The sequence below is a fragment of the Nocardia sp. NBC_00565 genome (assembly GCF_036345915.1).
Taxonomy (GTDB): Bacteria; Actinomycetota; Actinomycetes; order Mycobacteriales; family Mycobacteriaceae; genus Nocardia.
Genome location: NZ_CP107785.1, coordinates 6,138,652 through 6,163,189, shown reverse-complemented (window position 1 = coordinate 6,163,189; position 24,538 = coordinate 6,138,652). Strand labels below are relative to the sequence as shown.

Sequence of the window (24,538 nt, the reverse complement as noted above, 5' to 3'; positions counted from 1 at the left end):
GTCGCGCAGTCATCGAGAAACGCCGTGAACACGCCGGAGGGGAGGTACCGCTATCCGACACGGCGGGCACAGCAATTGAAGTCTGTCGGTGGGTTCGCCTACGGTTTGGCGCCATGCGGATGCTGCACACCTCGGACTGGCACATCGGGCGCACATTCCATGGAGTCGATCTGCTCGCCGATCAGGCTCGTGCGCTCGCGGCCGTTGCCGCGTTGGTGGCCGCGGAGTCGGTGGACGTGGTCGTACTGCCGGGGGATGTGTACGACCGGTCGATACCCAGTGCCGACGCGATCGCGGTGTGTATCCAGGGTTTCGAGGCCATCCGCGCGGCGGGGGCACAGATCATCGCGACCTCCGGCAATCACGACTCACCGACGCGGCTCGGCGCGGGTGCCAGTTTCGCGGCGGCGGGCGGACTGCATCTGCGCACCACCGTCGCCGCCGCCGATCAGCCGGTATTGCTGTCCGATGAGCACGGTGCGATCGCGTTCTACGGCATCCCTTATCTGGAGCCGGAGATCACCCGCGCCGAACTCGGTGCGCCACTGGCGCGTTCGCACGCGGACATTCTGGACGCGGCGATGAGCCGGATCCGGGCCGATATCGCCGAGCGTCCGGGTACCCGCACGGTGGTGCTCGCGCACGCCTTCGTCGTCGGCGGCGCGGCGACCGGTTCGGAGCGCTCGATCTCGGTCGGCGGGGTGGAGACGGTGCCGTTGTCCGCGTTCGACGGCATCGACTATGTGGCGCTCGGCCATCTGCATTCGCCGCAGACGTTGTCGGAATCGGTGCGCTACTGCGGTTCCCCGCTGCCGTATTCGTTCGCCGAGACCTCCCACCGCAAGGCCGTCTGGCTCGTCGATCTGGATGCCACCGGCCTGCGTTCGGTGCAGCGCCGCGACCTTCCAGTCGTGCGCGGCTTGAGCCGCCTCACCGGCACCCTCGACGAATTGCTCACCGACGCAGCCCATTCCGAGGCCGAGGAGCACTACGTCTCGGCGACGCTGACCGACTACGCCCGCCCCGTCGACGCCATGCGCAAATTGCGCGAACGCTTCCCACACGCGGTCCACGTGGAATGGTCACGCCCGGAAGGCAACCCGGAGTTGCGCTACCGTGAGCGCGTGCACGGTCGCCGCGATACCGAAGTAGCGCAGAGCTTCCTCACCGACGTCCGCGGCGAACCCACCCCGGGCGAAATGGCCTGGCTGGAACGGGCACTCGCCGCCGCGGTCGCCGAACCCGATCGGGTCGTTCCCGCCGCGGTCACCCTCGCCGGGGAACTCTCCGCGTGAGCGGGTATCGGCCGGCCCGCGAAGCATGCCCAGCCAGACCGGCGATCGGTACCGGGGTGCGCTGCGTGCTGCGGAGAATCGAGTCCGGGTGCGGCCCCGGAGCCAGTCGCATTGCGGGGCCGTCGGAGCCGAACATCGGTCCTCGCGGCAGATCTGCCGTGGACGCTGGCGCGGGGAGCGAATTCTGCTCAGTTCGCCGGACGCCGGTCGGCGTTGCGCCCGCCCCGTGGACAGCGATTACCGGGGGCGTTGCATGAGGCTGCACCGGCTGGAGATGACCGCGTTCGGGCCGTTTGCCGAGACCACGGTTGTCGACTTCGACGCGCTCGGGGCGGATGGGCTGTTCCTGCTGCACGGGCAGACCGGCGCGGGGAAGACGACGGTGCTCGACGCCATCGCGTTCGCGCTGTACGGCAGCGTGCCGGGCGCACGGGGCGAGAGTAAGCGGCTGCACTCGGATCATGCCGATGAGCAGACGCCGCCGCGGGTGGTGCTCGAGGCCACGCTCGGCGGCCGTCGCGTGCGACTGACGCGTTCGCCGGAATTCCAGCGGCCGAGTAAGCGGGCCAAGAGCGGCTGGGTCAAGGAGAACGCCGCCGCGACACTGGAATGGCTGGACGGGCGTGGCACGAACCTTGCTCGCCTCACCGATATCGGGGACGAGATCATCCGATTGCTCGGCATGAGCGCCGATCAGTTCTTCCAGGTCGCACTGCTGCCGCAAGGTGATTTCGCGCGGTTCCTGCGCGCGGAGAACGAGGACCGCGAGAAGCTGCTCGAAAAGCTTTTCGACACTGAGCGATTCGGCAGCGCCGAGCAGTGGCTGGCCGATCGGCGTCGTGCCTCGGCCGCCGAGGTGGAGTCCCGCAAGCAGGGCATCGACCGGTTGATCGCCCAGGTGGCGGTTGCCTCAGGGGAGGCCGCGGCCGAATCCGTCGGTCCGTTGGAAGCGATCGGCTGGTCGCAGGATCTGCTGGCGACCGCGCGCGACACCCTCACCACCGCTGCCGCGGAAGCCGAACGGTGCCAACAGGAATCGGCGCGCACCAGAACCCTCGCCGAGGAACAACGTCGCCTGCACGAACTGCGCCGCCGGATGACCGCCGCCCGCCAGCGGCTCGACGAATACGCGGCCGCCGCCGATCACCGTGCCGATCTGCAGGCCGAACTGGAACTCGCCCGCCGGGCCGCACCGGTCGCCGAGGCGATCGATGAAGCTCGCACCGCGGTGGTGCACGCCAGACGCAAGACCGACGAAACCCACCGCATCGCAGCACGATTGGCTGTACTGCTGGCCGAGCCCGCAGGTGCGGATGTTGCTGGCAATGAACTCGTCACGGTCGAGCCCGGCCCCGACGGGGCACCGACCGTCGCCGCGGCCGCCGATGTCGATGCGGCCATCAGGCGGTGGAGCGCTCAGATCGGTGCGCTCGACGAGGTGAGCGCCGACGCGGCCACCGCGACTCGGCTCACCTGCGAACTTGCCGAGCTGCGCGACGAGGACGCCGCACTGTCCGGCCGCGTGGACAAACTGACCCGACTGCGCCAGCAGCTGCCCGAATCGATCGCCACCATCGACGCCCGGCTGCGCGAAACCACCGAGGCCGCAACCAAACTGCCCGCGCTGACCGCCGAATGCGAACGCCTGCAGATCGCGGCGACGGCCGCGGTCGAACTCGCCGGTCACCGAACAACTCTCGACCACGCCCGGATCGAATTCGAATCGGCCCGCACCGCCCACAACGATGCCAAGGAACGCGTCCTCGAGCTGCGTGAGCGCAGGCTGGCCGGGATGGCGGCGGAGCTCGCCGGTCAGCTGACCGACGGACAGCCGTGCACGGTATGCGGATCCGCCGACCACCCCGCGCCCGCTCGCCCCGGGGCCAGCGCGGTATCGAAGGATGCCGAGGAGGCGGCAGCGGCCGACGAACGTACGGCCGAAGACGCCCGCGACCGGGTGCTGGCCCGAATCACCGGCCTGGAACGCGAAATCGAAGCCCTCATCGCCCGCGGTGGCGACGCCGACCGAGTCGAACTGGCCGCCGCCCTGCGCACCGCCACCGACCGCTACGAGGACGCCGCCGAACTCGCCGCCCTCGCCGACAGCCTCACCGCCGAACTGTCCCGCCTGCGCACCGACGAAACCCGCCTGCACGACGAACTCCGCGAATCCGACACCCGCCGCAGCACCGTCACCACCCGCATCGCCGCCACCACCACCCGTCTGACCGAACTCACCGACCGCCTGCACACCGCCGCGGGCGCCGACAAAACCATCGACCGCCGCCGTTCGCGGCTCAACACTCTGATCGGCGACGCCACCGCCCTCCGCGACGCCCGCAACGACGCATCGGCCGCCGCCGAGCAAGTCACCGTCATCGCCGATCGCGTCGAAAGCCTCGCACTCGCAGCAGGTTTCGTCATCGAGCAGGCGCCGTCCGGTGATCAGGCTGGTGCACCAGCGCCGAGCCGGGTAGTTGTCCCGAATGCTTCGGGGGTCGACGATGCCGGCGTGGGCGACGTGGCCGATCGCCCGGTCGCCGACGATTCGGACACCGCCGCTTCGGCGTCACCGAATGCGAGGGTGCCGCGTGATGATGTCGCTTTGTTGACGGCCTATGCGCGGGTAGTCACCGACGCCTCGCGAACCACGCAGCGGCAGCAGGAGATCGACGCGGAATTGGTCGCGGCCGATCGGGCTCGCGCGCATGCGGAAGCGGTGCTGGCGGAGCCGGAGATCCGAACCGCCGCATCGACCGAACCCGGCGATCTCGACGAGCTGGAGACCGCCGTCGCCGCCGCGCAGGCCCAGTTGAACGCCGCGGTCGCCGCGCACGCCGAGGCCACGCGGCGAGTGAACCAGTTGGAGGACTTGGGCGGTCAACTGTGGGCCGCGGTAGACCGGATCGCGCCGGTGCAGCGCGCCCATGAGGAACTGGCAGGGCTCGCCGAGGTGGTCGCGGGTCGCGGTGAGAACAACCGGCGAATGTCACTGCGTTCCTATGTACTCGCCGCAAGGTTGGAGGAAGTCGCACTGGCCGGATCCGTTCGCCTGCGCCGCATGTCCGGCGGCCGCTACGAATTCGTGCACTCCGACAAGGCAGGCCCACGCGGTCGTCGCGGCGGCCTCGGCCTCGACATCCGCGATGACTACACCGGCGCCATCCGCCCCGCCAAAACCCTCTCCGGCGGCGAAAGTTTCATGGCCGCACTGTCACTCGCCCTCGGCCTCGCCGACACCGTGGCCGCCGAATCCGGCGGCGTGGTCCTCGACACCATCTTCATCGACGAAGGCTTCGGCGGACTCGACGCCGACACCCTCGACGCGGTGATGGGCGTCCTCGACGAACTCCGCGCAGGCGGCCGCGTAGTCGGCGTGGTGAGCCACGTCGACGAAATGCGCCAGCGCATCCCCAGCCGCCTGCACGTCATCCGCGGCCGAGCAGGCTCCCAACTCCGCACCACCGTCGCCTGACCGGCACCGCGGCGCCCGCCAGCTTGCACCGCCATACCTGCGCTTCAGGTATTCGCTGCGGGAATGGGTGTTCAGGCCCCCGGGTACTGGCCCCACTGCAGGCACAATGAGTCGCGCTCGCCATACGTGCCGAGTGCGACCGCTGCCGGAATCGGGTTGAACATCATGGCAATCATCTGCGGCATACCCGTGTTCGCGATGAGCGGGCAGATCGGCCCGCGCTACCCCTGCGGTCGTGCTGAGCGCTGATCAGCGGGATACCGCATATTGGCCGCGAGAATAGGCGCTCCGGCCACTCGCAGCCTGTCCTGGTCCAGCCACACCGCGTGGGTATGTGGCGGATTTCCGCTAGCGCCTGGTGCCGGTTACTGCCATTGTGGATTGGGTGACGATCACGGCTTTGGATTTCGAGCGCTGCTATCGGGCGGTGTCGACCCGGGACTCCCGATTCGACGGCCAGTTCTTCACCGCGGTGCGAACTACCGGAATCTATTGCCGCCCTTCATGTCCGGCGATCACGCCGAAACCGACGAACGTCACGTTCCTGCCGACCGCCGCGGCGGCGCAGCAGGCCGGATACCGCGCCTGCCGCCGCTGCCTGCCCGATGCCGCACCGGGTTCGCCACTCTGGAACACCCGGGCCGATCTGGCCGCGCGGGCGATGCGGCTGATCGGTGACGGCGTCATCGAGCGCGGCGGCGTACCCGCGCTGGCCGCCACCCTCGGCTACTCGCAGCGCCAGCTGACCCGAGTGCTCACCACCGAACTGGGGGCCGGCCCGCTGGCGTTGGCCAGGGCCCATCGCGCGCACACCGCGCGGCTGCTGATCCAGACCACGAATATGCCGATGTCCGATATCGCCTTCGCGGCCGGATTCGCCAGCATTCGCCAGTTCAACGACACCGTCCGCGAGGTGTTTGCGGTCAGCCCCACCATCATGCGCACCGAGGCGCAGCGGGTGACGCGCTCGGGCAATCACGTCGTGCCCGCCACCAACGGTTCACTCACCTTGCGACTCCCGTTCCGGGAACCGCTGGACCGGGGTTGGTTGGAGTGGTTCCTCTCCTCACATGTGGCGCCGGGCATAGAACTGTGGGAGGACCGCGCCTATACCCGGAGCGTGCGCACGCCGCACGGCCATGCGACCACGCGCCTGAGCTTCCAGCGCGATCACGTGCGCGCCGAACTGTCCCTGCACGATATGCGCGACCTCGCGCCCACCGTCGCCCGATTGCGGCACCTGCTGGATCTGGACGCCGACCCGGTCGGCATCGATGAGGCGCTCGGCGTGGTGCCCGCCGACCCGCCCGCCATGGCAACCTCCGCGCAAGATCTCCCCGATGCCGGTTCGGCACCGGCCGGCCACCCGTTCAACGTCGGCGCGAGTACCGCGCGCCGCGCTCCCGCGCGCCCGCCGTTCACCGCAGGCATCCGGGTGCCGGGCTGTCTCGATGGTCCGGAGTTGTTGTTGCGCACCATGATCGGGCAGCAGATCTCGGTTTCAGCGGCCGCGACCCACACGGCCCGGCTGGTCGAGGCGCTCGGCGAGCCGATCGACGGACCGGTCTCGCGGCTGTTCCCGACCCCGGCCGTGATCGCCGAACGCGGGGCCGAGGTACTGACCGGCCCGGCGCGTCGAATCCGCTCGATCATCGGCGTAGCCGCGGCGCTCGCCTCCGGCGATCTGGTGCTACATCAGGGCCGCACCGCCAACGATCTACGCCGCGAACTATTGGCGCTGGACGGCGTCGGACCGTGGACCGCCGATTACGTGAGCATGCGGTTGCTGGCCGATCCGGATGTCCTGCTCGATACCGATCTCGTTGTCCGCCAGGGCGCCGCACTGCTCGGGGTCGACCTCACCGATACCGCGCGCTGGGCGCCGTGGCGCTCGTATCTGTCCATGCACCTGTGGAAGGCCGCACTCGCCGGTCGTAAAGCCACCCCACCGAAGTCACTCGCGACGAAGTCTGTCGCCGCATCGAGAGCGAAGGCCAGATCGTGACCGCGCCACAGACAGCTGATTTCGCGACCTCGCAGACGCCGATCGGCCCCTTCACCGCGCTGGTCGATGCCGATGGCGTCGTACTCGCCTCCGGCTGGACCACCGACGCCGAAAACTTGCGGCAGCTGATCCACCCGAGTCTGCGTCCCGGCAAGTTGCGCCAGCGCGACGAACTCGGCGCGGTGAGCCGCGCGATCGCGGCCTACCACCGCGGCGAGCTGACCGCCATCGATCCCATCGAGGTTCGCCAGCAATCCGGCGAATTCCTCATGTACGCATGGGAAGTGCTGCGCAAGATCCCAGCGGGCGCCCCGGTCACCTACACCGAATACGCCGCCATCTCCGGACGCCCGGACGCCACCCGCGCGGCCGCCAACGCCTGCGCCCGCAATGCCGCGGCATTGTTCGTGCCCTGCCACCGTGTACTGCGCATCGGCGGCGCGCTCGGCGGGTTCCGCTGGGGCCTGCCGGTGAAACGCTGGCTGCTGGACCATGAGGGCGGTGCGCCCGACGCCCAGCTGCGGATCGAGTAGTCCCGCGCCCGACCGTTGTGGCTCATTTTCACCCGGGCGCGTATCGAGCAGTCGCGCACCGGAACGGCATGGCACGTTCTAGTCCCAGGTGCCTCGAACTATCCCGCGCTGGATCAGGTTTCGGCCCAGATCGGGCGACGGACCCAACCTATCGGCAGCGCAATCACACCGAATGGCGGCTCAACAGCAGCGGTTCTGCGGATTGTTGTCCGCGTCGGCATGACGTCGACGCCAATACTCACGCTCGGACGGGATCTCACATCCGGGATGGTTGCGCTGCAGATGGTCCACGTAGCGCTGATAATCCTGCCCGCCGAGCACCGCGTTGAACCACGATCCGAACGCGCGAACCTTTGCGGCACAGGTACTTCCGGCCGCACGCAGACGCCGAGCGACGGCCGGTCGGGGTGACCGGCCGTCACTGGGCGGCGATGCTGCGGTCAATGTGGCGCCGGCCCCGCTGTTTCCGCTGGCGCGCCCTTCGAATGCGCGGCGCCCGGCGCGCGGACCTGCCCCGATTCGATCAGGGCATCCCATTCCTTCTGCACCGCCTTCTCTTCCGGGGTCGCGATGAACCCGCGCGGCGCGAAGATCTTCGACGGTTCCTCCGGCGATTCGCTGCTCGGCCCGCCGCCCGCCCGCCAGGTCCGGTAGCAGACCACCGCACCGACCACCGCGACGATCAGCACCAACACCGCGAAGATGATCGACAAGCTGCCCTGGATGAACGTGTTGCGCACGATCTTGTCCATATCGTCGGCATTCTTGGCGGGGGCGAGCAACTTCCCGGCCTCGCGCGCCGCGGCGTAGTTACTGTGCTGCTTCCAGTAGCCGATCTTCGGGTCCGCGGAGAAGATCTTCTGCCAGGACGCGGTCATCGTCACTATCAGATCCCAAATCAGCGGCAGCGCGGGAATCCACGCCCACTTCATCAGGCCCTTCTTGATCAGAATGGTCAGCACCACGGTGAGCGCGATCGCGGCCAGCAACTGGTTGGAGATGCCGAACAGCGGGAACAGCGTGTAGATCCCGCCGAGCGGATCGGTGACACCCATCAGCAGCACCGAGCCCCAGGCCGCGACCACCACGGCCGAGCAGAGCCAGGCGCCGGGCCGCCACGACGGATCCTTGAACTTCTTCGCCGGGCCGCCGAGGTTGCCGAGCGAATCCGAGAGCATGAAGCGCGCGACACGGGTACCGGCGTCGATGGTGGTGAGGATGAACAGCGCCTCGAACATGATCGCGAAGTGGTACCAGAACGCCTTCAGTCCGGAGCCGCCCAGGAATTGCGACATCACCTCCGACATGCCGACCGCCAGCGTCGGCGCGCCACCGGTGCGCGAGATGATGCTGGTCTCGCCGACGTCCTTGGCGGCCTGGGTGAGTTCACCCGCGGTAATCGGATCGCCGCTCAGGCCAAGGGAATTGGTGTACGCGGCGGCCTTCTCGGCGGTGCCGCCGGTGAGCCCGGCGCCCGCGTTCATCGCGAAGTACAGGTGCTGGTCGATGATGCTCGCGGTGATGATCGCCATGACCGCGACGAACGACTCCATCAGCATGCCGCCGTAGCCGATCATCCGCGCATGCGACTCCTTCTCCAGCAGTTTGGGCGTGGTGCCCGAAGAGACGAGTGCGTGGAAACCCGACAGCGCGCCACAGGCGATGGTGATGAACAGGAACGGAAACAGGCTGCCCGCGAAGGACGGACCGTTGCTGTTGTGGGCGAACTGCGACACCGCGGGCGCCTTCAGCACCGGCATGGTGATCACGATGCCGATGGCGAGCAGGCCGATCGTGCCGATCTTCATGAAGGTCGACAGATAGTCGCGCGGTGCGAGCAGCAGCCACACCGGCAGGATCGAGGCGACGAAACCGTAGATGATCAGCAGCCAGGCGATGGTCGTGCCCGAGAGTGTGAACAGGTCACGGCCCCAACCGGATTCGGAGACCCAGCGGCCGGAGATGATCGCCAGCAGCAGCAGGGCGAAGCCGATGGCCGAGATCTCACCGACCTTGCCCGGCCGGACGAAGCGCAGGTAGAGGCCCATGAACAGCGCGATCGGGATGGTCATGCCGATGGAGAACACACCCCAGGGGCTGCCGCCGTGCAGGGTGCCGTCCGGCCCCTTGACCGCGGCCAGCGCCTGCACGACCACGATGCCGAGCACCGCGAGCAGGATCATCATGATCACCAGCACACCGATGATCGCGGCCACGCCGCCGATCGGGCCGAGTTCGTCGTGGGCCATCTGCCCGAGGCTGCGACCACGACGCTTCGTGGAGGCCCACAGCACCAGATAGTCCTGCACCGCACCGGCGAAGACCACACCGACGATGATCCAGATGGTGCCGGGCAGGTAGCCCATTTGCGCGGCGAGGACCGGTCCGACCAGTGGACCCGCGCCGGCGATGGCGGCGAAATGGTGCCCGAAGAGCACCCGCCGGTCCATCGGCATGTAGTCCTTGCCGTTCTCCATGGCCTCGGCGGGGGTGGCCACATCGTCGCGCGGCTTGGTGATCCGGTATTCGATGAGCCTGGAGTAGAACTGGTAGGCGGTCACATAGGTACAGACCGCCGCGATCACGATCCACACCGCGTTGACGTTCTCACCACGCGAGATGGCGAGGACGGCCCAGGCGATCGCGCCGACGACCGCGATCGCCGCGAAGATCGCCTTCTTTCGTGGCGTGATCGGGGATTGATCAACCACCCCGACGGGCGGCAGATCGGGATCCGTCCGCAAATATTCGATTGTCGCCATCCGTCTACTCTCCTGAAAACGCGCAGGATCCTGCTGAAACACGTGACAACGTATCCGATTGGTGACGGCGACCGTGGCCGATTTCCGTCGCCTTAGGACAACGTTAAGTTTTGTTCGTGTGTCGGCGGTCACCTCGGTGTTGCCAAACGTATGCTGCCATGCGATTCCGCCAAGCTCCACATCCGCCCTGGAGGAGGGCTCCGTTGCGCAGGCGCACACTGCTCGGCTCGGTGCTTGCCGCGCCGCTGCTTGCCGCGACCGGCTGTGCGTCCGATGACGACGCGCTCACCTTCTTCTTCCAGGCCAGGCCGGAGGAGGCGCGGGTCCGGCTGCGGATCATCGACGAGTTCCACAAGCGGCACCCCGACATTCGGATCCGCACCATCATGTCCGGGCCGGACCCACTGCAGCAGATGCTCACCTACTGCGCGGGTGGCAAATGTCCGGACGTCATGATGGCGTGGGAGTTGCTCTATGCCGGACTCGCCGAACGAGGGGTGCTGCTGGACCTGCGCACCCTGCTCGACCGGGATCCCGAGTACGCCGCCGCATTGCGTGCGGACAGCTATCCGACGCTGTATGACACCTTCACCTATGCCGGTGGGCAATACGCGCTGCCGGAGCAGTGGTCGGGGGTGTTCCTCTACTACAACAGGAAGCTGTTCGCCGACGCCGGCGTGCGCGCACCGGTGCGGTGGCACGATGCCTGGTCGTTCGACGAATTCCTCGATGCGGCACGGGCACTCACGCAGACCCGGCAGTGGGGATTCGTCGACGCATGGGTGCCGTACTTCTCCGCCGCTTGCTTCGGTATGAACAACGGGGCGGAGTGGTTCATGCCGCCGGTGGATCCGACCAGGACCAATCTTGCCGATCCGCGGTTCGCCGAGGGATTCCAGTTCTACGCCGATCTCGCGCTTCGCCATCGCGTGGCGCCGAAAGTCGCTGATCAGCAATCGGTTTCGGCACCGGATCTGTTCCGGCGCGGGCGTGCGGCGATGGCGATGGGTGGGCACTGGCTGTATTCCGAATTCGCCGGGCACGATGAGTTGCCGATCGATGTGACGGTGCTGCCAGTCGGTCCACACGGCGGTCCCGGCGCGATCACCGATGTCGGCAGCACCGGATTGTCGATTGCCGCGGATAGTCCGCGCATCGAACAGGCCTGGGAATTCGTCAAATTCGCGACCGGCCCGATCGGGCAGGCCATAATCGCCGCCTCCGGTCTGTTCGTACCGGTGCTGAAATCCGCGATGGCAGCACCCGGATTCGCCGCCGCCCATCGCGATATCGGCAACCTCCAGGTGTTCACGGAGGGACCGGAGAACTCCCGTGCACTGCCGATAACTCCAGTGTGGGGCAAGGTTTCGGCACTATTGGAACGCGGCGGAAACCGCGTCCTACGTGGTGCCGCCACCGCCGCATCCGTGAGCCCCTCCCTGACCACCGACATCAACACCCTTCTGGAAACTCCATGACACACTCTCCGCCGAGTGGTGCATCGCCGCGGCAAACTGCGAGCAGGTCCCGCCGTGGTGTGCCACGCGCGGCGCCGCGCGAGCGGGGACGGCTGGCGCGGCGGCGGGAGCGGGCGGGGTGGGTGTTCGTGGGGCCGAATGTGGCTGCGGTGGTGGTGTTTCTGCTGGGGCCGCTGGCGGTTTCGTTGTATCTGAGTTTGCATTCGTGGGATTTGTTCAGTGCGCCGCGGTTTGTCGGGGTGGCGAACTACCGGCGGTTGTTCGTGTCGGATCCGTTGTTTCTCATCGCATTACGCAATACCGCGGTGTTCACCGTGCTGACATTGGTGCCGACGGTGGTGATCGGGCTGGCGGTGGCGGCGGTGCTCAATCGAAAGTTGGCCGGGATCGGGATCTTTCGGACCATCGCATTCCTGCCGCTGGTGGCTTCGACCGTTGCCATGGCCGTGGTGTGGCGTTTCATTTTCACCACCGATGACGGGCTGCTCAACATCGTTCTCGGCTGGGTCGGGATCGATCCGGTGCCGTGGCTGACCGATCCGGATTGGGCGCTGGTCTCGCTGAGTATCGTGACCGTGTGGAAGAGTGTGCCTTTCGCGACCGTCATCCTGTTGGCCGCGATGCAGGGGGTGCCGGAGACGCTGTACGAGGCGGCGCGCATCGATGGGGCGGGGGCGCTGCAGCGGTTCTGGTCGGTCACCCTGCCGTTGATTCGCGGGCCGCTGTCATTCGTTTTCGTTATCACCATTATCAATTCGGTTCAGGCCTTCGACCAGGCCTATGCGCTGACCGGCGGTAACGGTGGGCCGGAGACGGGGACCTATCTGCTCGGAATCATGTTGTTCCAGAACGCTTTCGGGTTCTACGAAGTCGGCTATGCGGCGGCGTTGGCCTGGGTGATCTTCGCGATCCTGTTGGTGCTGACGCTGGCGCAGTTGCGGTTCGCGCGCCGGGCGGAGGTGGAGTTGTGAGCGAGCGCGGCGAGCGATCAATGGACACAGCCGCCATCGCGGTCATGTCGGAGCCGAGCGCCAGCGAGGCGGAGGCATGAACGCGTATGAGGTTGTCCGGCGGTCACTTCTGGTGCGGCTGGTCAGTGCGCCCATTGCAGGTAGTCGGGTCGAGCGAGCGATCCTGCGTCGGACCGTGCGCGGGCTGCTGCTCTACGCGGCGCTCATCGGGATCGCCTGGTGTGCGTTGGCGCCGATCCTGTGGGCGTTGTCGGGATCCCTGAAGCGCGACGGTGAGATCACCGAGCCGACACTGGTTCCCGCGCGACCGCAGTGGTCCAACTACGGGAAGGTCTTCGAACTGCTGCCGCTGGGGCGGATGCTGGCCAATACCGCGTGCTACGCGCTGTGTGTGACGGCGGGACAGGTGTTCTTCTGCGCGCTGGCCGGATATGCGTTCGCGCGCTTGCGATTCCGTGGGCGGGAGGTGTTGTTTCTCGCCTATCTCGGCACGCTGATGGTGCCGTTGACGGTCACCGTGATCCCGCAATTCCTGCTCATGCGTGCGTTCGGCTGGGTCGATACACCTTGGGCGATGATCGTGCCAGGTTTGTTCGGCAGCGCTTTCGGTACCTATCTGATGCGCCAGTTCTTCCGCACGCTCCCCGCCGAACTGGAGGAGGCGGCGATCGTCGACGGCTGCACCACGTGGCAGGTGTTCTGGCGAGTGTTGTTGCCGCACACTCGGCCCGCGCTCATGGTGCTCGGCGTACTCACCTGGATCAATGTCTGGAACGACTTCCTGTGGCCGTTGATCATGATTCAGCGCAACGACATCGCCACCGCGACACTGGGTTTGGTCCGGCTGCAGGGGCAGTACCACACGCAGTGGCCGATTCTCATGGCCGCTGCGGTGGTCATTCTGCTGCCGCTGGTGGTCGTGTATGCCATCGCTCAGCGTGCCTTCGTTCGTGGCATTGCCGCGTCGGGCCTCGGCGGTCGCTGACTACTCGCCCCAATAAGTGCCGAAGCTCCAGAGGTTGCCCTCCGGATCGCGGACCGAGAAGCCGCGCGAGCCGTAGTCCTCGTCCCGCAGGCCGCGCACGACCTCGGCGCCTGCCGTCGTGGCCTTGGCGAACAACTCGTCCGGGTTCTCGCACACCACGTAGACGGAGTCGTTTCCGATGGCGCGGCGCCCGAATTCGGTGTCGTTGCGGCCCGCCGAGCCGAACATGATGCCGCCGCCCAGCGGCCAGCGCAGTTCGCCGTGCTCGACGATCGAAGGATCATCATCGCGGGCGTAGAGCCCGGTGAGCTCGAAGCCGAAGGCTTTGACCAGGAACTCCGAGCTCGCGCGGGCATCCTGGAAGATCAGGCAGGGCCAGATCGCGGTGCGGGTGGTACTTGGTGTTGTTGTTGGATTCGTCATATCCCCAGCCTCATCCAGCGACCCCGGTGTCGTCTTGGACAGATGGAATCTCCTCGGCGAGCCACATGGTCGGACTGCAGCCGACCAACTCCGCGAAGTCGCGGTTCAGATGGGCCTGGTCGTAGTAGCCGCAGCTGGCCGCGACCTGGGCGATGGTGACGAAAGACGGGGTGCGCGCGATCATGTGCCGGGCGCGTTCGAACCGGGCGATCCGCGCGGCCAGTTTCGGGCTCAGGCCGAACTCCGTGCCGAAACGGCGTGCCAGATGCTGGCGGCTCCAGCCGATCTCCTCGGCCAGCGGGCCGATCGTCGCGGTGCCATCGGAATCGACCAGAGTTCGCCAGGCCCAAGTCAATTCGGGCGTGACAACGCGGTCGTGACAGGCCAACTCGGTCAGCACCCGATCGCAGGCCGCGAAACGATCCGGCCAAGCGGGCAGCTCCTGAAGCTGCTCCCACAGCTTGCGCCCGGCCGGACCGACCACATCCGCGAACTCCACCGAGGTGTTCCAGAGTTCGCCCGCGGGCATCCCGAACAGGGTTCGGCAACCCAACGGCGTCAGCGCGATCGACACGCCCTCCTGATAGCCGTTGTGCGAAATGGTCGCCGAACTCGCTTGCAGCCCGCTGAGCACGCAACCGTACGCATCCGGGGTCTGGCGCGGATCCGTCTGCGCGACAACGTCGATGGTCGGTCCGATGGCGACGATGAACGTCATATGCCGCGAGGGCAGTCCCCGATGCAGTCCGGGCGCGAACCCGGACAGTCGATATCCGGTGTAGCGGTCGATGAACGCCGCGAGCGCGGGTGCCGGTCGTGCCGTCACCACTTCGGTGGTCGGCTCCATATCGGGAACGCTACGCCGCTGGCCGCTATCGCAAGGTGAACTTCTTTCGGTCAGCTGGCGACGTTGAGGGATAGCCGCGCCGGCTGATGTCGACGGAACATGGCTGACTCGTCCGCGGGTCCTCGTCGATGGCCTCGGGTCATCCGCTGTTCGACGGACGGGGAGCCGCTCTGGCTGGTGGCGGCGGTGCGATGGCCGCGATGGACTCGCCGGTCGTTTCGCACAAACGCTGGCTGGCGCTTTCAGATCCGGCTGGGTTGAGGCGTTGCCGCAGTCCGTGCGGAGGGCCACCGAGTGCGTCACGTGGATGGCTCTCGGTGGCACGCCGGGCATTCGGATCCGGCTGGGCTGGGCGCTGTCGCAATCTGCGTGACGCGCGGTTCGCATGTGCGCGGCTCCCACGGTGCGCACGGCTCGGGTGGTTCCGCAACGGCTTGCGTGGTTCGTACGGCTGGGGTGGCTCGGGCGGTAGTTCGCGCGGATGGGTTCGGGCGCTTCGATGGCGGCTTCAGATCGGCCGGACGGAGAGTCAGGGCGAAGGTGTCATCTGTGCCTCTCACGCAGGTCGATCTGGCGGTGAGATATCGCACTCGGGTGGGTGAAGGGCTGGGGAGTTGTCGGAGCGGCGAGCTACCTTTACCGCTCCTAAGGATTTTTGGAGGTGTGATGCGGCGGGTTCAATACCAGCGCAGCGGTGGTCCGGAGGTGCTCGAGGTCGTATCGGCCGAGGTTCCGACGCCCGGCCCCGGGGAGTTGTTGGTCCGGGTCGACGCGGTTGGTGTGACCTTGCCGGTCGTGCGCAAAGTGCGTGAGCCACGTGAGCCGATCGCGCTGGGTGGCGAGATTGCGGGTGAAGTGGTCGCGGTCGGTGACGGCGTTACCAGTTGCATGCCCGGTTACCGCGTCACCGGTCTGGTCTTCGGCCACGGTTATGCCGACTACGCACTGCTCTCGTCGGCGATGGCCTCGCCGATTCCGGACGGTGCCTCGGCCGTCGACGCCGTCGCACTGGTCCGCAGCGGTTTGGTCGCGCTCGGCGCGCTCGACGCCGCCAACCCGAAGTCGGGCGAGTCGGCGCTGATCACGGCCGCCGCCAGCGGTGTCGGGCACCTCGCCCTGCAATTGGCGCGGGTACGCGGGGCGGAACGCGTCGTGGCCGCGGTCTCTGATCTCGCCAAAGCGGACTTCCTGCGCGACCTCGGCGCCGACGAAGTGGTCGCCTACGAGCAGGAATCCTGGGGTGACCCAGTCGACTACGTCCTCGAGGCCGTCGGCGGTGACCTCCTCACTCCGGCCATCGCCGCCCTCACCTCCGGCGGCCGACTCGTCGCCTACAGCTCCGGCGGCGGCACCATTCAGGCCTACGATCTGCTCGCGGGCGCCAAATCGGTGATCGGTTTCCAGATGGCCCGCATCGCCCGCAACTCCCCGGACCTCTACGAACACTGGCGCCAAGAACTCTGGCAATACTTCGCCTCCGGCCAACTCCGCCCCGCCGTCCACGCTGAGTTCGCCCTGGAAGACGCCGCGCAGGCGCACGCCGCAATCGAGGCCCGCACCAACCTCGGCAAGGTCATCCTGATCCCCTGATCGACTCAGCGTGCGTCCGGATGGGTCACTGGCATTACCGTCACGAGCTCGTCCAGTCCGGCAAAGTCGGCCGGGTTGACCGTGAACAGCGGCAGCTGGTGCACGGAAGCTATCGACGCGATCATCAGATCGATCCTGCGTGGCTTCGGACTTCGTCCGGCGGCCAGGACAGCCGCGATGACGTGGCCGTAGCGTCTGGCAGCGCGGGTGTCGAACAATAGCGGTTCAAATAATGCTTCAGCATTCTGGACACGCTCGATTCGCCTGGCGCGCTCGCCTGGATCCGTCGTGAAATGCGGTCCGGCGGCGAGTTCGGCCATTGTCACCGAGCTGATCAGGATCTCTGCGGGCAGCTCGGCGGGGGCGACAGCATCGATGAGGATAACGACATCAGTGTCGACCAAGCCCCGCTCGTGGGCGGCGGTCACGCGTCGCTTCCGGGTGTGAACTCACCTCGGCGATTGGCGCGGTCGTATGGGTCGTACAGCGAGTCGTCGACGAATTCGTTCTCGTCGCTGCTGCCCGAAAGGCCCGCGAATGCCGCGATGACCTCGTCGCGAGGCACTGCGGCCCGCCGCCTGAGCTGGCGGTGCGGCACCAGATCGGCGACTGCGGTTCCGTCGACCGTGACGGTGTACGAACGTCCGGCTCGGACTTCGCGCAGAATTCGGCTGGCGTCGTTGCGAAGTTCGCGCTGCGGAATTTCCGGCAGCTCGGCGGGTGTGCCCATCGCGCCATCATACCGAGATGCCTACAGTAGTGCTACGGATGTGCTACACGCGATTCTGTGGGTTTAAGCGGTCGTTCCAATGGTCTCTCGCCCGGCGCGCTGCGGTAGACCGATGTCACGCCGCGTAGACTCTGCTCCTCGTGAGTCTCACCCTCGGAATCGTCGGCCTGCCCAACGTCGGAAAGTCGACGCTGTTCAATGCGCTGACCAAGAACGACGTGTTGGCGGCGAACTACCCGTTCGCGACCATCGAGCCGAACGTCGGGGTGGTTCCGCTGCCCGACCTGCGGCTGGACAAGCTGGCCGAGATCTTCGGTTCCCAGCGCATTCTGCCCGCGGTGGTGTCGTTCGTGGACATCGCGGGCATTGTCAAGGGCGCCTCCGAGGGCGCCGGGCTCGGCAACAAGTTCCTCGCCAATATCCGCGAAGCCGACGCCATCTGCCAGGTGGTGCGCGTCTTCGCCGACGATGATGTGGTGCACGTCGACGGCCGGGTCGACCCGCTCGCCGATATCGAGGTGATCGAGACCGAGCTGATCATCGCCGATATGCAAACGTTGGAGAAGGCGATTCCGCGGCTGGAGAAGGAAGCCAGGGTCAAGAAGGATCGCAAGCCGCTGCTCGACGCGGCCAACGCAGCCCAGGCCGTTCTCGACAGCGGTAAGACCCTTTTCTCCGCCCGCGCGCAGCTGGATGGTGAACTGCTGAAAGAACTTTCGCTGCTCACCACCAAACCGTTCCTCTACGTCTTCAACGCCGACGAGTCCGTACTCACCGACGAGGCAAAGGTCGCCGATCTGAAAGCCGCTGTCGCACCAGCAGATTCGGTCTTCCTCGACGCCAAGGTCGAAGCCGAACTCCTGGAACTCGACGACGAATCCGCGCTGGAGCTGTTGGAATCCATCGGCCAAACCGAACCCGGCCTCCATGCCCTGGCCCGCACGGGCTTCCACACCCTCGGCCTCCAGACCTACCTCACCGCAGGTCCAAAAGAGGCCCGCGCCTGGACAATTCACCAAGGCGACACCGCCCCCAAGGCCGCAGGCGTCATCCACACCGACTTCGAACGCGGCTTCATCAAGGCCGAAGTAGTCGCCTACAACGACCTCATCGCCGCCGGCTCCATGGCCGCCGCCAAGGCGGCAGGCAAGGTCCGCATGGAGGGTAAGGACTACATTATGTCCGACGGCGACGTAGTCGAATTCCGCTTCAACGTTTGAGGGCACTCGGGGCTTGAAGCACCGATGCGGTTTGAGCGGCACAGTATCTGCGGACGAAGTCTCGTTCGGCAGCGCTGACACCCGGCCATCTCATGGCCGGACTGCTCGCCCGCAGCTCTGAATAAGGAAGTGCTCGGCTGCGGCCCACACCAGCATCGTTCCAGTCCGCGAGCGGGGTGGCGACGTTCTCGGCGGAAAGCTGGTACGAGCGACAAAGTCGAGCAGGTCAGCAGCATCGGACGCACATGGGCACACTGATTTTGGGTGTCACGTCGTTCGTGTACATATGCATCAGTGGCACCTTGGTCCCGGGTGGTAGTGGTAGCCGACCGGTATGCAGGTCCCGCCCGACGACCTCTCCAGCTGGGTTGAGCGGCTGGCGCACACGCGGCTGACGGGTCTGCCGCAGCGAGCGGTGGGTCGAGCGCAGCAAGGAACGCGCGATCTCCAAACATCGCGCCAAAAGGCGACATCGACCGCACCAACTACAAAACCGCCATCGTCTACATCCTGCCCGGTTGACAACCGGGCAGGACAACTAACTGAGCGGCATTGGGGCTAAACCCCGAAATGTGCTGCAGCCGGTTCGAGCTACTCTTCGCCTTCGCAATATCGCTGCTTTGCGAAGAAGACAGCAAGCTCAGCCGTCGCGGCGCAATAGCAACCGCTCCGGAATTTCTCGTAGATATCGTTGAGTTCGGAATAGATGACAAGGTTTTTCCCGAGTGGATTCTGTGCTGCAATCTGGTTGTTGACCTGCTTTATCAAATATTCCCATCTGGCTTGGTTGGGGTTGCTAAGCAGGTCCAGAGCGGTTCCGCACAGCATCTGACCTGCCTGCTTGTACGCGCTTGGCAACTTTCCCCGCACCGGTGCCACTTCTTCTGACGGTGGCTTCCTTGGCTGAAACGAGGTCCACTCCGTTTTAAATTTGTTCAGCTCAACACTCTCTTTCACTGGCGTCAATTTCGTCGCCTGTGATTCGAAGAGCGATTCGATCGTCTTTATGAACGTACCCCCCAGACCCAGCCTCTTGACTAATGGAGGGACAACCTCCTCGGCGGCTGCAATGATTTCTTTCGTTGCTGGCGGGAGGGCGGCGGCCCTCCCGGCACCGGTCGACAAAGACGTCCCCACGCAAATGGTGACCGCAAGGACTCCGATTATCAGTCGCACCGACCACATGATGTACTCCTTCGTGGGTATTTGGCGTGCGTATGACCACGATGGATCCGTGATGCGTTCGGTGTCGTGGGTAGTGCGTTACTCGAAACCGGTGGTTCGCGATGCAAGGACCGTGGCACGTAAGCGGTGCCGTTGGAGTGCGGTGCGGATGGTGGTGTGGCGACACCGAGACTGCGGGGGCCGTCCAGGACGAGGTCGGGATCGACGACCTCACCGACGCGTGAGCTGACGCGGCCCGCGCCTACCTCGAGGATGGCATGTGCACCGAACGAGCCGAGTTGAATGACCCTGTAATTCAACCGCTGCTGCGGCGCAGTCGTCGCGGGCTCCTAGGGTGTGGTGGTTGTGGTGCGGTAGAACTCGGCTGCGGTGAGGGTGTCGGGGACACCGAGTTCGGCGGCGACCGCGGTGATCGCGGTGGCACCGACGGCAAGGTCGGCTTGGCCGTCGGTGGTGAAATACGGTGCGATGAACGTCTTGCAGTGGGCCCGGACTTCGTCCGCGGTATGTCGGCCGAGGAACGTCTGGAGATACCGCACCGTCGTGTCGGGTTCGTTGTGGATCACGTGTAGCGCGCGCCGATGGGCTCGTACGACGGCCTGGACCGCGGGGTCGTCCGGGCGGATGTAGGTGGGGTCGACGGCCACACCTACGGTGGGGATTTGGAAATAGTCGCCGACCCAAGCCAGCACCTGCCAGCCCTGCTCGGCGGCTATTGCCTCCGGTGCCATCGTGCTGCCGACCAGGGCGGCATCGACTCTGCCCTCGTGCAGCCAGCGCAGGTCCATGCCGTAATCGCCGGGCGAGCGGATGATTGTGTGGATGTCGCGGTCCGGGTCGAGACCGGCGTGGCGCAGCGTGATCCGGGCGAAGCAACCGGGCGCGGTGTGGGGGGCGTGTACCGCCAGCCGCCGACCGGCCAGATCGGCGAGGGAGGTCAGGCCGGGGCGGGCAAGGAACCAGAACAGCGGGCGGTGGGTGTTGACATTGAGTGCGACCCAGGGGACTCCATTGACCAGCCGGGACAGCAGTGCCCGGCCGAGCCCGATGGTGGCGCCGCGGCGCAGCCGCTCCTCGTCCCAGGTGCAGCCGTCGCGCAGCGCGACGTGAACGCCCTCGTCGGCGTAGTAGCCCTGTTGGTCGGCGATGTAGGCAACCAGTTCCTCGTGCAATCCCCGCCCGACGTAGGCGAGATCGATCGTGTACATGAACGTTCCTCCTTCATCGTGTCACCCGCCATGCGCCGCGCATGCCGTGTGCCGCGGGCCGCTTTCGCCCATGGTGCTGAGGTGACGTGTGCCGGATGCGGTCCGGCCATCGGCCGGACCCGGACGGTATGGCCTGTGCGTGGAGGACAGCGAGGCGTCAGTACATGGACATCCCGCCGTTGACCGCGGCAGTGGTGCCGGTCATGAAGGCGTTGTCCTCGCTGGCATAGAAGGCGACCGCTTGGGCGACGTCGCCGGTGTGCGCCAAGCGGCCCAGGGGGGTGGCGGCCACTTGTCGCTGTTTGCGCTCGTCGTCGAGCACACCCGCGATGCGGGTGTCCTCCACCGGGCCGGGCTCGACGACGTTGACCGTGATGCCCCGCGGACCCAGTTCCTGGGCGAGGTACCGGGCGAACTGCGCCAATGCCGCTTTGGCTGTGCCCAATGCGATCATGCCCGCTCGGGGCTGGCGACTCAGACCGGTGCCGAGGTAGATCAGGCGTCCCCAGCCCTGGTCGGTCATGGCGGGCAGGACGGCTTTGGTGACCGTGAACGCCGCACGCATCTCGTCGTCGAGCTTGCCGCCCAGTTCTTTCCACGTCATGTCCTGGAACGGCTTGATCGCGTACGGGGTGAGCGCGTTGTGCACGAGCACGTCGGTGCCGCCCCACGCCGCCTGGACCTGTTCGATCATGGTCTCGACCGCCGCTGTCTCGCGCACGTCGGCCTGCACTGCCATAGCCCGGCCGCCTGCGGCCTCGATGCCGGCCACGACCTCCTCGGCTGCCGCGCCGCTGTGGAGGTAATTGACCACCACACGCATCCCTCGCGCGGCCAGCAGGCGCGCGGTGGCCGCACCGATTCCACTGCTGGCCCCTGTTACCAATGCCACCCTGCCGGTTGTCCCAGTCACAGTTCCACCTCCTGCTGATCATCGTGGGCAGTCGGCATGACCGCCCCGAGTTCTTCATCGTCGATGCCGCGATGTGCGGGGCGGATCGCCCCGTAGAGCACGATGTCGACCGTCGCCCGCAGCAGATCGGCTGCGGTCCAGTCGAGTTCGTGGGGCAACTGCGAGGTGAGCAGCCGCTCCAACGCGCCGCGGGTGATCTCACCCAGCAGTTCAGGCGGCGACGGCAGCAGTCCCGCCGGTGCCCGTCCCGGAACAGCTCGTCGAGCCGCCGGTAGACCACCGCGTCCACACGCTGCGCCACGTACTCGCGCAACATCGGATCGCCCCGCCCTGTCGCGAGCTGAGCCGCGCCGATCCGCCCGAGCTCACTGCCCGCCGCGATCAGGAACCGCTGGACCCGTACATCGAACGTACGCTGTCCAGGCACATCTTCCGGGCATGCGGGCGCGTTCGGTGCGCCGTGCTAGCGGAGTGTTCAGGGGCCGAACCGCTGACATCCGTAGCCGTGGGGGGAGGATGAAACCAGACCGGTCTGGCTCTTACCGCGGAACGGGTCTCGTTATATCGGGCCCTTTCAGGCGTTTCGACTTCTCCCGCAATCCCGATTCAACGTGAGGCGGCCGAGATGACGGCAGAAAACGTGATGGGCGCGCAGATCGCCGATCGAGAATGTCGAGACAGCGGCTACAAACCGGAGCTGAAGCGAACTCTGGGTTCCTTTCAGGTGTTTGCGATCTCGTTCGCGTTCATCTCGATGGCGGTCGGGATCTTCGGCACCTACGACGACGTACTTCGAGACGCTGGGCCAGCTCGAGATCCCGCCCTATTGCAGCGCCACAGTCCGGCATCGACACCAGGGTTTTGCCGTTGCGAACTTGTGGCCGATAGTGTTCCGCTGTACGTCGAAGAAGATCTGTGTGTCGATCGAGTGGGGGAGCAGTGGACGAATACGCCGAGCGTCGAGCCGCGCATCTCGAACGATTGAACGCCGCGGTCTCTGATGTGCGGGGCAGTTCCCGATCGTCGGATGGTGGCGTGTATGTCGAAGCCGATGCTCGCGGCACGATCATGGCCCTGCGTATCGAGCCGTATGCGCTGGAAGCGGGGGCTCGGCGGCTCGAGCTGCTGATTGCGGATCAACACCGGATCGCGTATGGAAATGCTCAGGCTGAGGCCGAACGTGTCTATACAGAGCTCAACCGGGACGCGCCGAGGCGGCATAGTTAGCGCAGCGGCTCGCGAAGACGCTCTGTAGGTAAGTCTGTCGTACGCGACTTGCGATGTGCGGCAAGGGAAACCGAAGGTATGGTGATCCGGTGTTCGAGGTCGACCCGGCGAGGATGCGTAAGCTGGCGGCCGATGTGCGGGCTCACTCGGACGCCATCGCTGGTAAGGCACCGGTCGCGAAGGATAGTCGCGACGATGCGCGGGACAAACTGTCGGGTTCTTCTACGGGGGTTCGTATCCAGGAGACCCTCGAAGCGCTGGACCGTGTGGTGGATTTTCATGTCGGCCGAATGCGAGAGCTCGCTGGTGTGGTCGAACAGCAGGCCACGGCCTTCGAGCAGCAGGACCAAGCCAGCGCGACTCGCTTGCGGCAGGTGGGGGAGCGATGAGCGGATTTCACGAGGATCATCCCCTCACAGTTCCTCAGGTGCTGGGTTGGAATCTCGGCCCGGCCCGTGATGTGGCATCGATTGTGAAGCGCGTGTCGGGTGAGATCGATTCGGAAATGGCTGATGCTGGACGCAAGGTCGAGCAGTCCTACGAATATTTCGAAGGCAAATCGGGCGATAGCGTGCGCGAGCGCGGTGATCAGGACAAGAAGGATGGTTTCAGAACCGTCGACGTCTACGAGGAGATGGCCAAGTCGATCAACTCCGTCTGCGAGACCATTGAAGGGAAGATCGGAGAGATCCGTGGGTGGCTCGAAGAGGTCGAGGATTCGGACTGGGATCTATTCTGCGAACCAGACGGCGAAGTGCTTTCGCGCCAGTCGAATTGGGAGACCATGAAGGAGCATTGGTGGTCTCCCGCTACTGCCGTTGCGACAAAGGAGTTGGAGGAGTTCCGGCTGACACAGGCAATTCGTCAGGCACTGACCAGGATTCAAGAGGCCGATCTTACCGGGTCGGAGAACCTTGGGCGGATACTGGAGAAGTTGGCCGATTCAGTAAAGCAAGGTGTGTCTGGCACCCCGTCCGATCCGAACCTGGCCAAGATACTCACTGATTATCAAACCGAAACGTCGAGCTCCAATCCAGTGATCTGGCCGTCGGACGGCGCACTGCTCGACGTCATTCGGATGGCGATCCCGGATTTCAAGGCCACTCTGATGACCGAGGAGGAGTCCAGGGCGCTCGATAACCTGTACTCCAAGAAGGGAATTCCCGGTCTGAAGGATTTCTTCGATATCACCTCGCGGGCGGAGGATGAAGCCAAGAAGCGGTATCCGACCTCATACCTGGACGGGCATGGTGACGCATTCCGGCACACGTACTGGAATGCATTGATGACGCAGAAGTTCGGCGAGGATTGGACCGAGACGTACACCACGAGCCATGAAAAGATAGGTGGGAACCCGCCGCATCGCGAGGCTATGGATCTGTACAACAACGAACAGGGCCGAAAGATCGGTGTGGCGAACTCGAACGCAACTCCTGAAGAGCTGGCGCAGAAGGTTGCTGAACACATCAGTAGTGGACAAGCGATCGTCCTCGGCACCGGCACACAGAGCCGACCGCAAATTACCTGGAGCAACACCGTGAGCGAGAGCCAGACCGGTCAGCCCGCCGGCGTCGAGATCCCGCTGCCGGGAAAGCGATGAACCCATGGCGAAACTGAGCTACCTTCTCTTGGCCATCGTTGCTGTGCCGATCCTTGTCGCGTGCACTTCCAGCGCCGGTGAGTCGTCGCAG

Annotated in this window: 22 protein-coding genes and 1 pseudogene; 13 read left to right on the top strand and 10 right to left on the bottom strand. The window is 65.9% G+C overall.

Annotation, left to right across the window (positions count from 1 at the left end; genetic code table 11):
- The first annotated feature begins 113 nt into the window (after window positions 1-113).
- The 4 genes from OG874_RS28550 (at window position 114) to OG874_RS28535 (ending at window position 7,308) form a co-directional block, all read left to right on the top strand.
- The gene (locus OG874_RS28550; RefSeq protein WP_330250189.1) at window positions 114-1,295 is read left to right on the top strand and encodes an exonuclease SbcCD subunit D; all 1,182 of its coding nucleotides are present in this window, start codon (window positions 114-116) and stop codon (window positions 1,293-1,295) included.
- Between the two features lie 253 nt (window positions 1,296-1,548).
- A complete protein-coding gene (locus OG874_RS28545) occupies window positions 1,549-4,770 on the top strand; it encodes an AAA family ATPase (protein WP_330250188.1) in 3,222 nt (1,073 codons plus the stop codon).
- Between the two features lie 376 nt (window positions 4,771-5,146).
- On the top strand, window positions 5,147-6,775 hold the full coding sequence (locus OG874_RS28540) for a DNA-3-methyladenine glycosylase 2 family protein (RefSeq protein ID WP_330257460.1): 1,629 nt from the start codon (window positions 5,147-5,149) through the stop codon (window positions 6,773-6,775).
- Window positions 6,772-7,308, top strand: coding sequence for a methylated-DNA--[protein]-cysteine S-methyltransferase (locus tag OG874_RS28535; protein ID WP_330250187.1), 537 nt, complete (start codon window positions 6,772-6,774; stop codon window positions 7,306-7,308). Before OG874_RS28540 ends, OG874_RS28535 begins: the two co-directional genes overlap by 4 nt.
- Window positions 7,309-7,488: 180 nt before the next feature.
- Here the strand turns inward: OG874_RS28535 and OG874_RS44895 are convergent, their stop codons facing one another.
- Window positions 7,489-7,845 (bottom strand): YbdD/YjiX family protein, encoded by a 357-nt coding sequence (locus tag OG874_RS44895; RefSeq protein ID WP_442943130.1) that lies wholly within the window; start codon window positions 7,843-7,845, stop codon window positions 7,489-7,491.
- Window positions 7,749-10,070 carry a carbon starvation CstA family protein gene (locus OG874_RS28525; protein ID WP_330250186.1) on the bottom strand — a complete coding sequence of 774 codons (2,322 nt, stop codon included), beginning with the start codon at window positions 10,068-10,070 and terminating at the stop codon, window positions 7,749-7,751. The genes OG874_RS44895 and OG874_RS28525 overlap by 97 nt, the downstream gene beginning before the upstream one ends.
- A 158-nt stretch (window positions 10,071-10,228) precedes the next feature.
- On the opposite strand from OG874_RS28525, the gene OG874_RS28520 reads away from it, so the two are divergent.
- The 3 genes from OG874_RS28520 to OG874_RS28510 all read left to right on the top strand — a co-directional run bounded on the left by OG874_RS28520 (window position 10,229) and on the right by OG874_RS28510 (window position 13,504).
- Window positions 10,229-11,548 carry an ABC transporter substrate-binding protein gene (locus OG874_RS28520; RefSeq protein ID WP_330250185.1) on the top strand — a complete coding sequence of 440 codons (1,320 nt, stop codon included), beginning with the start codon at window positions 10,229-10,231 and terminating at the stop codon, window positions 11,546-11,548.
- A gap of 92 nt (window positions 11,549-11,640) precedes the next feature.
- Window positions 11,641-12,519 carry a carbohydrate ABC transporter permease gene (locus OG874_RS28515; protein WP_330257458.1) on the top strand — a complete coding sequence of 293 codons (879 nt, stop codon included), beginning with the start codon at window positions 11,641-11,643 and terminating at the stop codon, window positions 12,517-12,519.
- A 76-nt stretch (window positions 12,520-12,595) separates the two neighbouring features.
- The gene (locus tag OG874_RS28510) at window positions 12,596-13,504 is read left to right on the top strand and encodes a carbohydrate ABC transporter permease (RefSeq protein WP_330250184.1); all 909 of its coding nucleotides are present in this window, start codon (window positions 12,596-12,598) and stop codon (window positions 13,502-13,504) included.
- On the opposite strand, the gene OG874_RS28505 is transcribed toward OG874_RS28510, so the two are convergent.
- Both OG874_RS28505 and OG874_RS28500 read right to left on the bottom strand, forming a co-directional pair.
- Window positions 13,505-13,927 (bottom strand): VOC family protein, encoded by a 423-nt coding sequence (locus tag OG874_RS28505; protein ID WP_330250183.1) that lies wholly within the window; start codon window positions 13,925-13,927, stop codon window positions 13,505-13,507. It lies immediately after the preceding gene.
- A 10-nt stretch (window positions 13,928-13,937) separates the two neighbouring features.
- Window positions 13,938-14,774: a helix-turn-helix domain-containing protein gene (locus tag OG874_RS28500; protein ID WP_330250182.1), complete on the bottom strand. Its 837-nt coding sequence runs from the start codon at window positions 14,772-14,774 to the stop codon at window positions 13,938-13,940.
- Window positions 14,775-15,440: 666 nt separating this feature from the next.
- Here OG874_RS28500 and OG874_RS28495 point away from each other — a divergent pair.
- Window positions 15,441-16,364: a quinone oxidoreductase family protein gene (locus OG874_RS28495; protein WP_330250181.1), complete on the top strand. Its 924-nt coding sequence runs from the start codon at window positions 15,441-15,443 to the stop codon at window positions 16,362-16,364.
- Between the two features lie 5 nt (window positions 16,365-16,369).
- Here OG874_RS28495 and OG874_RS28490 read toward each other — a convergent pair whose 3' ends face one another.
- Together OG874_RS28490 and OG874_RS28485 are read right to left on the bottom strand one after the other, a co-directional pair.
- The gene (locus tag OG874_RS28490) at window positions 16,370-16,792 is read right to left on the bottom strand and encodes a type II toxin-antitoxin system VapC family toxin (RefSeq protein WP_330250180.1); all 423 of its coding nucleotides are present in this window, start codon (window positions 16,790-16,792) and stop codon (window positions 16,370-16,372) included.
- A complete protein-coding gene (locus tag OG874_RS28485; protein ID WP_330250179.1) occupies window positions 16,789-17,094 on the bottom strand; it encodes a type II toxin-antitoxin system Phd/YefM family antitoxin in 306 nt (101 codons plus the stop codon). The genes OG874_RS28490 and OG874_RS28485 overlap by 4 nt, the downstream gene beginning before the upstream one ends.
- A 140-nt stretch (window positions 17,095-17,234) precedes the next feature.
- On the opposite strand from OG874_RS28485, the gene ychF reads away from it, so the two are divergent.
- Window positions 17,235-18,314, top strand: a complete 1,080-nt coding sequence (ychF, locus tag OG874_RS28480; protein ID WP_330250178.1) for a redox-regulated ATPase YchF — start codon at window positions 17,235-17,237, stop codon at window positions 18,312-18,314.
- A 591-nt stretch (window positions 18,315-18,905) separates the two neighbouring features.
- Here the strand turns inward: ychF and OG874_RS28475 are convergent.
- The 4 genes from OG874_RS28475 to OG874_RS28460 form a co-directional block, all read right to left on the bottom strand.
- Complete coding sequence (locus tag OG874_RS28475) at window positions 18,906-19,499, bottom strand: hypothetical protein (RefSeq protein ID WP_330250177.1); 594 nt, start codon at window positions 19,497-19,499, stop codon at window positions 18,906-18,908.
- 329 nt (window positions 19,500-19,828) lie between these two features.
- Window positions 19,829-20,707, bottom strand: a complete 879-nt coding sequence (locus OG874_RS28470; protein WP_330250176.1) for an ABC transporter substrate-binding protein — start codon at window positions 20,705-20,707, stop codon at window positions 19,829-19,831.
- A gap of 157 nt (window positions 20,708-20,864) precedes the next feature.
- The gene (locus OG874_RS28465) at window positions 20,865-21,620 is read right to left on the bottom strand and encodes an SDR family NAD(P)-dependent oxidoreductase (protein ID WP_330250175.1); all 756 of its coding nucleotides are present in this window, start codon (window positions 21,618-21,620) and stop codon (window positions 20,865-20,867) included.
- Window positions 21,617-21,802 carry a hypothetical protein gene (locus OG874_RS28460; RefSeq protein ID WP_330250174.1) on the bottom strand — a complete coding sequence of 62 codons (186 nt, stop codon included), beginning with the start codon at window positions 21,800-21,802 and terminating at the stop codon, window positions 21,617-21,619. Before OG874_RS28460 ends, OG874_RS28465 begins: the two co-directional genes overlap by 4 nt.
- 443 nt (window positions 21,803-22,245) lie before the next feature.
- Between OG874_RS28460 and OG874_RS28455 the strand changes: the two are divergent.
- The 4 genes and pseudogenes from OG874_RS28455 to OG874_RS28440 form a co-directional block, all read left to right on the top strand.
- A pseudogene (locus tag OG874_RS28455) lies at window positions 22,246-22,428 on the top strand (amino acid permease); the annotation flags it as partial.
- 227 nt (window positions 22,429-22,655) lie between these two features.
- A complete protein-coding gene (locus tag OG874_RS28450) occupies window positions 22,656-22,847 on the top strand; it encodes a hypothetical protein (RefSeq protein WP_330250173.1) in 192 nt (63 codons plus the stop codon).
- Between the two features lie 89 nt (window positions 22,848-22,936).
- Window positions 22,937-23,236, top strand: a complete 300-nt coding sequence (locus tag OG874_RS28445; RefSeq protein ID WP_330250172.1) for a hypothetical protein — start codon at window positions 22,937-22,939, stop codon at window positions 23,234-23,236.
- A complete protein-coding gene (locus tag OG874_RS28440) occupies window positions 23,233-24,447 on the top strand; it encodes a DUF6973 domain-containing protein (RefSeq protein WP_330250171.1) in 1,215 nt (404 codons plus the stop codon). The genes OG874_RS28445 and OG874_RS28440 overlap by 4 nt, the downstream gene beginning before the upstream one ends.
- Window positions 24,448-24,538: the final 91 nt, after the last annotated feature.

Bases quoted from the DNA above. Each gene is read 5' to 3' on its own strand.
- OG874_RS28550 (WP_330250189.1), top strand. From the start codon at position 114: ATGCGGATGCTGCACACCTCGGACTGGCACATCGGGCGCACATTCCAT.
- OG874_RS28545 (WP_330250188.1), top strand. From the start codon at position 1,549: ATGAGGCTGCACCGGCTGGAGATGACCGCGTTCGGGCCGTTTGCCGAG.
- OG874_RS44895 (WP_442943130.1), bottom strand. From the start codon at position 7,845: ATGGGATGCCCTGATCGAATCGGGGCAGGTCCGCGCGCCGGGCGCCGC.
- OG874_RS28525 (WP_330250186.1), bottom strand. From the start codon at position 10,070: ATGGCGACAATCGAATATTTGCGGACGGATCCCGATCTGCCGCCCGTC.
- OG874_RS28520 (WP_330250185.1), top strand. From the start codon at position 10,229: ATGCGATTCCGCCAAGCTCCACATCCGCCCTGGAGGAGGGCTCCGTTG.
- OG874_RS28510 (WP_330250184.1), top strand. From the start codon at position 12,596: ATGAACGCGTATGAGGTTGTCCGGCGGTCACTTCTGGTGCGGCTGGTC.
- OG874_RS28505 (WP_330250183.1), bottom strand. From the start codon at position 13,927: ATGACGAATCCAACAACAACACCAAGTACCACCCGCACCGCGATCTGG.
- OG874_RS28500 (WP_330250182.1), bottom strand. From the start codon at position 14,774: ATGGAGCCGACCACCGAAGTGGTGACGGCACGACCGGCACCCGCGCTC.
- OG874_RS28495 (WP_330250181.1), top strand. From the start codon at position 15,441: ATGCGGCGGGTTCAATACCAGCGCAGCGGTGGTCCGGAGGTGCTCGAG.
- OG874_RS28485 (WP_330250179.1), bottom strand. From the start codon at position 17,094: ATGGGCACACCCGCCGAGCTGCCGGAAATTCCGCAGCGCGAACTTCGC.
- OG874_RS28475 (WP_330250177.1), bottom strand. From the start codon at position 19,499: ATGTGGTCGGTGCGACTGATAATCGGAGTCCTTGCGGTCACCATTTGC.
- OG874_RS28470 (WP_330250176.1), bottom strand. From the start codon at position 20,707: ATGTACACGATCGATCTCGCCTACGTCGGGCGGGGATTGCACGAGGAA.
- OG874_RS28440 (WP_330250171.1), top strand. From the start codon at position 23,233: ATGAGCGGATTTCACGAGGATCATCCCCTCACAGTTCCTCAGGTGCTG.